Annotated in this window: 9 protein-coding genes; all 9 read left to right on the top strand. The window is 60.8% G+C overall.

Annotated features, from left to right (window positions below; all coding sequences use genetic code 11):
* The first annotated feature begins 99 nt into the window (after positions 1-99).
* Positions 100-1,455 (top strand): TolC family outer membrane protein, encoded by a 1,356-nt coding sequence (locus tag QMK52_RS06485; RefSeq protein WP_005783536.1) that lies wholly within the window; start codon positions 100-102, stop codon positions 1,453-1,455.
* Positions 1,456-1,496: 41 nt separating this feature from the next.
* Entirely contained in the window at positions 1,497-3,653 is a 2,157-nt protein-coding gene (locus QMK52_RS06480; RefSeq protein ID WP_005783538.1) for a type I secretion system permease/ATPase, read from the top strand.
* A complete protein-coding gene (locus QMK52_RS06475) occupies positions 3,643-5,007 on the top strand; it encodes an HlyD family type I secretion periplasmic adaptor subunit (protein WP_005783540.1) in 1,365 nt (454 codons plus the stop codon). The genes QMK52_RS06480 and QMK52_RS06475 overlap by 11 nt, the downstream gene beginning before the upstream one ends.
* A 213-nt stretch (positions 5,008-5,220) precedes the next feature.
* The gene (locus QMK52_RS06470) at positions 5,221-6,105 is read left to right on the top strand and encodes a TauD/TfdA dioxygenase family protein (RefSeq protein WP_194439703.1); all 885 of its coding nucleotides are present in this window, start codon (positions 5,221-5,223) and stop codon (positions 6,103-6,105) included.
* 14 nt (positions 6,106-6,119) lie between these two features.
* A complete protein-coding gene (locus tag QMK52_RS06465; protein WP_005783544.1) occupies positions 6,120-7,145 on the top strand; it encodes an ABC transporter substrate-binding protein in 1,026 nt (341 codons plus the stop codon).
* Between the two features lies 1 nt (position 7,146).
* On the top strand, positions 7,147-7,998 hold the full coding sequence (locus QMK52_RS06460) for an ABC transporter ATP-binding protein (protein WP_005783546.1): 852 nt from the start codon (positions 7,147-7,149) through the stop codon (positions 7,996-7,998).
* A 12-nt stretch (positions 7,999-8,010) separates the two neighbouring features.
* A complete protein-coding gene (locus QMK52_RS06455) occupies positions 8,011-8,859 on the top strand; it encodes an ABC transporter permease (RefSeq protein WP_005783548.1) in 849 nt (282 codons plus the stop codon).
* 60 nt (positions 8,860-8,919) lie between these two features.
* Complete coding sequence (locus QMK52_RS06450) at positions 8,920-9,840, top strand: LysR family transcriptional regulator (protein ID WP_005783552.1); 921 nt, start codon at positions 8,920-8,922, stop codon at positions 9,838-9,840.
* A gap of 227 nt (positions 9,841-10,067) precedes the next feature.
* Positions 10,068-11,603, top strand: coding sequence for an MFS transporter (locus QMK52_RS06445; protein ID WP_032878512.1), 1,536 nt, complete (start codon positions 10,068-10,070; stop codon positions 11,601-11,603).
* Positions 11,604-11,606 lie beyond the last annotated feature (3 nt).

Genomic DNA, 11,606 nt, shown 5'->3' with positions numbered 1-11,606 from the left:
TTTTGAACTTTCCGACGTACGGTCATTACGGTAGCCATTATCCGACGCAGCGGTACTCATCGCTGTGATTTGAGACAAGAAGTCCTGGGGAATTTTTTAATGCGTCTGCACCTGTTCAAGGCAATACCGTTCGTTCTCGCCGCCAGTTTCGTACAAGCCCAGACACTGCCCCAAGCCATGCAGCAGGCATTGGATGTACACCCGGAAATCCAGGCGGGTGTAAACAGCCGTATCGCCGCCGATTACCAATTGCGCGCTGCTCAAGGCGGTTATCTGCCGCGTGTCGACCTGAACGCCGGTTACGGTCGTCAAGGGACTGACAACGCCACTACCCGCGCCAACAACCCCAGCGGCAATCACTGGGACACGCTCAACCGCGGTGAATCCAGCCTGCGCCTGCAACAAATGATTTTTGACGGTTTCGCTACCTCCAGCGAAGTCGGGCGTCAACAAGCCAACGTTAATTCCCGCGCTTACTCCTTGCTCGGTACTTCCGAACGCACAGCGCTGACCGTTGCCCAGGTTTACCTGGAAGTATTGACCCGCCGTGAGTTCGTGCGTCTGGCCGAAGACAACCTGCGCAACCACGAGCGCATCTACGACCAGATCAAGTTGCGCACGGAGCGCGGCGTCGGCAACGGTGCCGACCAGGACCAGGCCGAAGCGCGCCTGGCCCAGGCCCGCAACAACTTGATCACCGAGCAAACCAACCTGGCCGACGCACAGGTCAACTACCTCAGCGCCGTAGGCCAGATGCCAGACCAACTCGAGCGCCCGGCCCCGTTCATGGCCATGCTGCCGGCGGACCTGAATGAAGCCCGTCGCCAGATGCTCGACAACAGCCCGGTCCTGCGCTCGGCTGAGTCGGATATCTCCGCCGCCGAGAAGCAGTACGAAGCCGCCAAGTCCACCTTCTACCCGCGCTTTGATGCTGAGCTTGGCACCAACGCCGACAACAACGTCTCCGGTGATCCCAACCACAGCAACGGCTGGGAAGCCATGGTGCGCATGCGCTTCAATCTGTTTGCCGGTGGCAGCAACAAGGCTGACCTGCAATCGAAGTCCTACCAGGCCAACCAGGCCCTGGATATTCGCAACAACGCCTTGCGCCAACTCAATGAAGAGCTAGGCTTGGCTTGGAACGCCTTGAACAACGCCAACGCGCAATTGCCGGTCGCCCAGCAGTATGTGGATCACAGCACCCGCGTACGCACGTCCTACCAGCAGCAGTTCAGCCTTGGCCAACGTACCCTGTTGGATTTGCTGGACAGCGAGAATGAATTGTTCACCGCTTCCCGCCGCCTGGAAGAAATCAAGAACATTCAGTTATTTACTCAGTACCGAATCAAGGCGACCATGGGCGAATTGCTCAAGAGCCAGGGAGTGGTCGCACCGATGGCCTCCGTCGTGCAGAACGACGTGAAACCTAAAGTCCAACTGCCTGGGATGAATTGAGCCACCCCAATAGCCCCATCTGTTAGTCGAGAGTGCACCGCGTGGAATCTGAAATCGGTCGAGTTCATCTCAGTCATGATCCACGCGCTTTGCACGACGACCCGTTGCTCGACGGGTTGCTGGCGCTCTGCGCACTGCACCAGAAGCCTGCCAGCGCGGCCATGCTCACCACTGGCCTGCCGCTGCCCTCGCAACGCTTGAGTGCTGAACTGCTGCCGCGTGCTGCTGCGCGGGCCGGGCTGCAGGGCCGACTGTTGCAACGCAAGCTGGAACAGATCCCGACGATTGCATTGCCGGCCCTGCTGTTGCTCAAGGACGGGCGCAGTACCGTGCTGGTGGGTTGGCAGGGCGATGATGAGGCGCGGGTGCTGCTCAGCGAAAGCGACGGCGGTGAAGTGCTGATCAAGCGCGAGGCATTGGCCGACGACTACATCGGCAAGGTCTTCTTCGCCCAGCCGCAACACAAATTCGACGTCAACCACGGCAGCCTGATTCCACGGGCGCGTTCGTGGTTCCGTGACACCCTCATGCGTTCGCGCTGGCTCTACACCGACGCCATCGCCGCCAGCTTCCTGATCAACATCATCGCCATGGCCGCGCCGCTGTTCGTGATGAACGTGTACGACCGCGTCGTACCGAACCAGGCCACCGCCACCCTGTGGGTGTTGGCCGTGGGCATCTGTGGTGCATACCTGTTCGACCTGATCCTCAAAAGCCTGCGCAGCCTGTGCCTGGACCTGGCCGGTAAAAAAACCGACCTGATCATCTCGGCCACGCTGTTCGAACGCATCGTCGGCATGTCCATGAAGTACCGCCCGGCGCGGGTCGGCAGCTTCGCCCAGAACATCCATGAGTTTCAAAGCCTGCGCGATTTTCTCGCGTCGCTGACCCTCACCAGCCTGATCGACCTGCCGTTCACGCTGCTGATCTTTATGGTGATCGCCATCCTCGGCGGGCACCTGGTGTGGATCCCGGTGCTGGCGTTTCCGCTTGCCCTGGGCATCGGCTACGCCCTGCAAAAGCCCTTGGTGGCCACCATGGAACGCACCATGGCCCTGGCCGCTGAACGCCAGTCGAGCCTGATCGAAACCCTCGCCGGGCTCGATGCGGTCAAGGTCAACAATGCCGAGAGCGAGCGCCAGTATGGCTGGGAACAGACCATCGGCACCCTGAGCCGGCTTGAGCTGCGGGTGAAGTTGCTGTCGGGCCTGTCGATGAACATGACCCTGCTGATCCAGCAATTGGCCGGTGTGATCATGATCGTGTTCGGCGTGTACCAGATCATCGACGGCAACCTGAGCATGGGCGGCCTGATTGCCTGCTACATGCTCAGTGGCCGCGCCTTGAGCCCGCTGGCTTCGCTGTCGGGCCTGCTCACGCGCTACCAGCAAGCCAAGGTCACCATGACCTCGGTGGACCAGATGATGGAGCTGCCTCAAGAGCGCAATTTCGAAGAGCGCCCCATGAGCCGCCGCACCCTGCAAGGCGCCATCGAATGCCGGGGCCTGAACTTCACCTACCCCAACCAGCAGAACCTGGCGCTGAAGAACATCAACCTGGTGATCAAGCCCGGGGAAAAAATCGGCATCATTGGTCGCAGCGGCTCGGGCAAAAGCTCCCTGGCCAAATTGATCGTTGGCCTGTACCAGCCCGACTCCGGCGCCCTGCTGGTGGACGGCGTGGACGTGCGCCAGATCGACGTCAGCGAGCTGCGCCACAACATTGGCTACGTCGCCCAGGATATCCAATTGCTCGCTGGCACCCTGCGCGACAACCTGGTCAGCGGTGCGCGCTACGTCGAGGACGAAATGGTCCTGCAAGCCGCCGAGCTGGCCGGTGTACATGAATTCGCCCGTCTGCACCCCCAGGGCTACGAGTTGCAAGTGGGCGAGCGTGGTCAGAACCTCTCCGGCGGCCAGCGTCAGAACGTCGCCCTGGCCCGCGCGCTGTTGCTCAACCCGCCCATCCTGCTGCTGGACGAACCCACCAGCGCCATGGACAACACCGGTGAAGAACGCTTGAAACAACGCCTGCAAGCCGTGGTGCAAAACAAGACCGTGGTGCTGGTCACGCACCGAGCCTCACTGCTCTCGCTGGTGGACCGCCTGCTGGTGGTCGACCGTGGGCAGATTCTCGCGGACGGCCCGAAAGCCGTGGTCATGGAAGCGTTGAAGAAGGGGCAGATCAGTGTTGCTTAAGTCCATCAAGAGTGCGGTCGGCCGCTATTTCAAAGGCACCGACTCGCTGCAGGGCCAGCCCCTGCCCGAGGTCAACAAAGCGCTGATCGAAGATGCCCCGCGCGTCATTCGCCTGACCATCTGGGCGATTATCGGGTTTTTCGTGTTCCTGGTGGTTTGGGCGGGTTTCTCCGAGATCGACGAAGTGACCCGTGGCGACGGCAAGGCAATTCCATCGTCCAAATTGCAGAAAATCCAGAACCTGGAAGGCGGTATCGTTGCCGAGCTGTACGTCAAGGAAGGCCAGATCGTAGAAGCCGGCGCGCCGCTGATTCGCCTCGACGACACTCGGTTCGTTTCCAACGCCGGAGAAACCGAAGCCTTGCGCCTGGCCATGCAACTGCGTGTCGAACGCTTGAGTGCGCAGGTGGATGATCGCCCACTGAACATCCCCGACGACGTACTCAAGGCCGCGCCGAGCCAGGCTGCCAACGAGCGCTCCTTGTATGAGAGCCGACGCCAGCAGCTGAAAGACGAAGTCGGCGGCCTGCAGGAGCAACTGGTACAGCGCCAGCAGGAACTGCGCGAGTTCACCTCCAAGCAGGGCCAGTACCGCAGCCAGTTGTCTCTGCAGCGCCAGGAAATCAACATGTCCGAGCCACTGGTGGCTCAGGGCGCGGTATCGCCGGTGGAAGTGTTGCGCCTCAAGCGTGCCGAAATGGAAACCCGTGGCCAACTGGACGCCACCACCCTGGCAATCCCCCGCGCCGAATCGGCGATCAAGGAAGTGCAGCGCAAGATCGACGAAACCCGTGGCAAGTTCCGCAGTGAAGCCCTGACCCAGCTCAACGAGGCTCGCACTGAACTGAACAAGGCCGAGTCCACGGGCCGCGCGTTGGACGACCGGGTCAGCCGTACCCTGGTCACCTCGCCGGTGCGCGGGATCGTCAAGCAACTATTGGTCAACACGGTCGGCGGCGTGATCCAGCCGGGCAGCGACATGGTCGAAATCGTACCGCTGAACGACACCCTGCTGGTGGAAGCCAAGATCCGCCCACAAGACATCGCTTTCCTGCACCCGGGGCAAGAAGCGGTGGTCAAGTTCACCGCCTATGACTACACCGTCTACGGCGGGCTGAAGGCCAAGCTCGAACGCATCGGTGCCGACACCATCACCGATGAAGACAAGAAGACCACTTACTACATGATCACCCTGCGTACCGACCGCAGCCACTTGGGCACCGATGAGAAGCCGTTGCTGATCATCCCGGGCATGGTTGCCTCGGTGGACATCATCACCGGCAAGAAAAGCATCCTCAGCTACCTGCTCAAGCCGATCATCAAGGCGCGGGCCGAGGCGTTGCACGAGCGTTGATCTTCAGCGCCTGTACCGACCTCATCGCAGGCAAGCCAGCTCCCACATTTGAATGTGTTCGCAAATCAAAATGTGGGGGGGCTTGCCCCCGATGAGGCCATCAGCATCCCCGAGCACCTCAAACCAAACGCCATATCGATATGCCCTAACAGTATTTAAACTTCCATTCTTATGCCTATAAATTCACTCCCCTGTCCGCCGGGAGTGAAACCAATGTCCGCCACCGCTGCTGCCCCCACCACCACCCAAACCTTCGACATCCGGCCCTTCCCTGGCAGCGTCGGCGCCGAGATCATTGGCCTGGACTTATCCCGCCCGGTCAATGACCAGGACTTCGCCCGTATCCATCGCGCACATCTGGACCACCACGTCGTGGTGTTCCGCGACCAACGCATCACCCCCGAACAACAGATCGCCTTCAGCCGCCGTTTCGGTGTGCTGCAGATCCACGTACTCAAACAATTCTTGCTGGCCAACCACCCGCAAATCCTGATCGTCTCCAACATCATCGAGAACGGCCAATCCATCGGCCTAGGGGACGCGGGCAAGTTTTGGCACTCGGACCTGTCGTACAAGGAACTGCCCAGCCTCGGCTCGATGCTGCACGCCCAGGAACTGCCTGCCGAAGGCGGTGACACCCTGTTCGCCGATATGCACAAAGCCTGGGAGCAATTGCCCGAGCACCTGCGCAAAGCCGTTGCAGGCCGCAGTGCTGCGCACTCCTACACGGCGCGCTACAGCGAAACCAAATTCGAAGGCAACTGGCGCCCGACCCTCACCCCTGAACAACTCGCCCAGGTCGCCGAAGTGGTGCACCCCGTCGTGCGCACCCACCCTGAAAACGGCCGCAAGGCGTTGTTCGTCAGCGAAGGCTTCACCACTCGTATCGTCGGCTTGCCCGATGACGAAAGCCGTGACTTGCTGGCCCAACTCTATGCCCATAGCGTGCTGCCGGAAAACATCTACCGCCACCAGTGGCAGCCTCACGACCTGGTGTTCTGGGACAACCGCTCGCTGATCCACCTGGCCGCCGGTTGCCCAAGCCACCTGCGCCGCAAGTTGTACCGCACCACCATCCAGGGCGATTCGCCTTTCTGATTCGGAGCATGAGCATGTCCAGAAGTCTTCCATTTGCACGCTTGGCTTTGACAATAGGCTTGGGCATCAGCCTATTGGCCGGCAGCCTGATCGCACCGACCGCCGCCCAGGCCGAAGGCAACATTCGCATCGCCGAGCAGTTTGGTATCGTTTACCTCTTGCTCAACGTGGTGCGCGACCAAAACCTGATCGAAAAATACGGCAAGCAAGAGGGCATCGACATCAAGGTCGACTGGACCCAGTTGTCTGGCGGCGCAGCCGTCAACGACGCTTTGTTGGCCGGCTCCATCGACATCGCCGGGGCCGGCGTCGGCCCTTTGCTGACCATCTGGGACCGTACTCACGGCAAGCAGAACGTAAAGGCTGTGGCCTCCCTGGGTAACTTCCCCTATTACCTGATCAGCAATAACCCCAAGGTCAAAACTATCGCCGACTTCACCGAAAAAGACCGTATTGCGGTGCCGGCTGTGGGGGTGTCGGTGCAGTCGCGCTTCCTGCAATACGCCGCAGCCAAACAGTGGGGTGACAAGGAATTCAATCGCCTCGACAAGTACACCGTCGCCGTCCCGCATCCTGACGCTACCGCAGCGTTGATCGCCGGCGGTACCGAGTTGACCGGGCATTTTTCCAACCCGCCGTTCCAGAACCAGGCCCTGAGCAACCCTAACGTGCATGTGGTGCTGAACACCTATGACTTGTTGGGCCCGAATTCTCCGACGGTGCTGTTCGCCACCGAAAAATTCCGCAAAGACAATCCGAAAACCTACGCGGCATTTGTCGAAGCGTTGACCGAAGCTGCGCAATTCGCCCAGAACGACAAAGGCGCGGCGGCTGACACCTACATTCGTGTCACCAAGGCCAAGATCGACCGTGCCGAACTGCTGAAAATCATCGACAACCCGCAGTTCGAATTCAGCGTCACCCCGAAAAACACCTACCCGCTGGCCGAATTCCTCTATCGCGTGGGCGCCATCAAGAACAAGCCTGAATCTTGGAAGGACTACTTCTTCCAGGACGCCAAGCCCTTGCAAGGAAGCTGATATGAACGCGCTTTTGCAAGGCCACACGGCCAGCAGCCTGAACACCGCCGAGCCACTCTTGGCCGTGGACCACGTCAGCCTTGAATACCGCACCCCTGAGCGCGTTGTGCGGGCCACCCATCAGGTCAGTTTCAAGATCGACCCGGCGGACCGCTACGTCTTGCTGGGTCCATCGGGCTGCGGCAAGTCCTCCTTGCTCAAGTCCATCGCCGGGTTTATCAAGCCTTGCGAGGGCGAGATTCGCTTGCTGGGGCAGAAGGTCGAACAACCCGGCCCGGATCGTATCGTGGTGTTCCAAGAGTTCGACCAGCTCCCGCCGTGGAAAACCGTCAAGCAGAACGTGATGTTCCCGCTGCTGGCTTCTAAAACCCTGAGGCGCCCTGAAGCCGAGGAACGTGCGCTGCACTATCTCGATAAAGTTGGCCTGAGTGCTTTCGCCGACGCCTACCCTCACACCCTTTCCGGCGGCATGAAGGCCCGTGTGGCGATAGCTCGCGCGTTGGCCATGCAACCGAAAATCCTGCTGATGGACGAACCCTTCGCCGCCCTCGACGCCCTGACCCGACGCAAGATGCAGGAGGAATTGCTGCTGCTCTGGGAGGAGGTGCGTTTCACCCTGTTGTTCGTCACCCACTCCATCGAGGAAGCACTGGTGGTGGGCAATCGCATCCTGTTGCTATCGCCTCACCCCGGGCGCGTGCGTGCCGAAATCCACAGCCATCAATACGACCTGCACAGCCTCGGCGGTGTGGAATTCCAGGCGTCGGCGCGGCGTATTCATCGCCTGCTGTTCGATGAAGCGGCCGAGGCCGAACGCGAGTTGGGCTTCGCTGATATTCGCATCGCTTATTGAAGGGGCCGACGTATGCGCCAGGAATTTGAAGTAACCCTCGAACCATTGCTCAGCGTCCCTGTGGAACGCGAGCTGCCGTTTCGCCAACGTCTGTGGCAACAAGGCTGGCTGCGCAAGGGCCTGATCCTGATCGTGCTCGCCATCATTTGGGAAGTGGTCGCCCGCTACCAGAACAATGACCTGCTGCTGCCGAGCTTTTTGCAGACCTTCCAGGCGCTGTTCGATGGCCTGCTCAGCGGCGAGTTGCTCAGCAAAGTCAGTATCTCGCTGGCGGTGCTGCTCAAGGGCTACCTGATCGGCATCGTGCTGGCGTTTGCCTTGACCACACTGGCGGTGTCGACCCAGTTGGGTCGCGACTTGCTCAGTACGTTGACCTCGATGTTCAACCCGCTGCCGGCTATCGCGTTGCTGCCGTTGGCGCTGCTGTGGTTCGGGCTGGGGCAGAACAGCCTGATCTTTGTGCTGGTGCATTCGGTGTTGTGGGCTCTGGCGCTCAACACCTATTCGGGGTTCCTCGGCGTATCCGAAACCCTGCGCATGGCCGGTCGTAACTATGGCCTCAAGGGCATGCGCTTCGTACTGTTCATCCTGATCCCGGCGGCGCTGCCGTCGATCCTGGCCGGGCTCAAGATCGGTTGGGCATTTGCCTGGCGTACGCTGATCGCCGCGGAGCTGGTATTCGGCGCCACCAGCGGCAAGGGCGGGCTGGGGTGGTATATCTTCCAGAACCGTAATGAGCTGTACACCGACAAGGTCTTTGCCGGTTTGGCCGTGGTGATCCTGATTGGCTTGCTGGTAGAAAACCTGGTGTTCAACACCTTCGAACGGTTGACGGTGAAACGCTGGGGCATGCAGCGCTGAACCGTCGATCCCTGCTACGATTGCACCCAGTTCACTCCCCACAGATCACGAGTGCTTGGCATGCAATTACCAGACATGAACCTGCTGGTCGCCCTCGACGCGTTGCTCGATGAGGGCAGTGTGGTCGGCGCCGCACGGCGCATGAACCTCAGCCCCGCAGCCATGAGCCGTACCCTCACGCGTATCCGTGAAGCTGTCGGTGACCCGATCCTGGTACGTGCCGGCCGCGGCCTGGTGCCGACGCCCAAGGCGCTTGAGTTGCAAGGCCAGGTACGCAACGTGGTGGAGCAGGCGGCGTTGCTGTTTCGCTCGGCGGATCAAGTCGATTTGAGTACCTTGCGCCGCCGCTTCAGTGTACGCGCCAATGACTTTTTCATCGGCGTATATGGCGGTCGGTTGTTCGACACCATGGAGCGTGTGGCCCCGCTGTGCGAGCTGCGCTTTGTGCCTGAAGGCGACACCGACGACGAAGCCCTGCGCGAAGGGCGCCTGGATCTGCGGGTGAGCAACACCATGCCGGTCAGCCCCGAAGTGAAGGTGCAGAACCTGTTCTCCACCACCTTCGTCGGCCTGGCGCGACAAGATCACCCACTGTTCGACGAAGAGATCACCGCCGCACGCTTTGCCAGCTATTCCCATATCAGTATCTCGCGCCGCGGCATCGCCCGCGGGCCGATCGACACCGCGCTGAACGAGCAGGGCCTGGAGCGCCGCGTGGCGATGATCGCGCCAGGCTTCCACGGTGCCATGTTCATGTTGCCTGAATCCGACCTGATCATGCCGGTGCCCAAGGAAGCGCTCCTGAGCGCCAAACGCCTGAACCTGCCATTGCGTGCATTCCCGCTGCCGATCTCCTTGCCGACCCTGGTATTGGCCCAATCCTGGCACCCGCGTTTTGACAAAGACCCCGCGCACAAATGGCTGCGTGAAACCATGCGCGAGAGTTGCCACGCCACCTGGCTGGAAGCTCAACCGGTATAAAGCCAACGCGGTCAATGTGGGAGCTGGCTTGCCTGCGATAGCGGCCTGCCAGGTGAAAAATGTGTTGTCTGACCCACCGCGATCGCAGGCAAGCCAGCTCCCACAAGGTTAAGTGGTGATGCCTGAAGTTGCGTCTGGCGCACTTATAACCTACCAATAAGTCACTTTTTGTCATGCATGTGCCTGATTAAACTGCTCAGGTATTTCTCATTCCGAGTTACCTGTTCATGACATCCCTCGCTGCCCCCGCTTTTCAGGCCGCAGCCAAACCTGTTGCCCCGGCCCCGCCCGTGTTCGGCCCGCGCATCATCATCGGCCTGGTCGGCGTGTTGTTGGCGGTGCTGGTGTCCGGTCTCAACGAGATGGTCACCAAGGTGGCCCTCGCCGATATCCGCGGCGCGCTGTACATCGGCTTTGATGAAGGCACCTGGCTGGTCGCCGCCTACACGGCCACGTCCGTGGCGGCCATGGCCTTTGCGCCGTGGTGTTCGGTGACGTTTTCCCTGCGCCGTTTCACGCTGTGCGCCATCGGCTTGTTCACCGTACTGGGCATTCTCTGCCCGTTCGCACCCAACTACGAAAGCCTGCTGCTGCTGCGTACCGTGCAAGGCCTGGCCGGTGGCGCGCTGCCGCCGATGCTGATGACCGTGGCACTGCGTTTCCTGCCCGCCAACGTCAAGTTGTATGGCCTGGCCGGCTACGCCCTGACCGCCACCTTCGGCCCGAGCCTGGGTACCCCGCTGGCGGCGTTGTGGACCGAATACGTCGGCTGGCAGTGGGCGTTCTGGCAAATCGTCGCGCCGTGCCTGCTGGCGATGGTCGCCGTGGCCTATGGCATACCGCAGGACCCGCTGCGCCTGGAGCGCTTCAAACAGTTCAACTGGCGCGGCCTGCTGCTGGGCTTTCCGGCTATCTGCATGTTGGTGATCGGGCTGTTGCAGGGCAATCGCCTGGATTGGTTCGAGTCGGGCCTGATCACCTTCCTGTTGTGTGGTGGCACGCTCTTGCTGGTGTTGTTCATGCTCAACGAATGGTCGCAGCCAATACCCTTCTTCAAATTGCAGATGCTCGGCCTGCGCAACCTGGCCTTCGCCCTGATCGTGCTGGCAGGCGTGCTGATGGTGCTGACCTCGGTGATCATCATCCCCTCCAGTTTCCTTGCCCAGGTCCAGGGTTACCGGCCGCTGCAAACTGCGCCGGTGATGCTGCTGATGGCGTTGCCGCAATTGATCGCGTTGCCGTTGGTGGCGGCGTTGTGCAACCTGCGCTGGGTCGATTGTCGCTGGGTGCTGGGGATTGGCCTTGGCATGTTGGTGCTGTGCTGCATCGGCAGTTCACACCTGACCTCGGCGTGGATCCGCGACGATTTTTATGGCTGGTACCTGTTGCAGATTTTCGGCCAGCCGATGGCCGTGTTGCCACTGCTGATGTTGTCCACCGGCAGTATTCAACCCATCGAAGGGCCGTTCGCTTCGGCCTGGTTCAATACCGTCAAGGGCCTGGCCGCTGTGATCGCCACTGCGGTGCTGGATACATTGACCACCCAGCGCGGGCATTTCCATTCAACCATGTTGGTGGACCGCCTCGGCAATTCGCCCCTGGCCGACACTGAGGCGCCGGGCCTCGCCCACCGCTTGCACGAGCAGACCGTGGTGCTGACCTCTTCGGATCTTTACGTCGTCATGGCCGGTGTCGCGGTGGCGTTGATCCTGCTGATTTTCTGGATGCCCACGCGGATCTATCCGCCTCGCGCTCCGGCCTGACCA

The organism is Pseudomonas sp. P9_2, assembly GCF_034008255.1.
Classification (GTDB): domain Bacteria; phylum Pseudomonadota; class Gammaproteobacteria; order Pseudomonadales; family Pseudomonadaceae; genus Aquipseudomonas; species Aquipseudomonas synxantha_A.
Note: the sequence above shows the minus strand (reverse complement) of the source record. Positions and strands in the feature narration are given on the sequence as shown.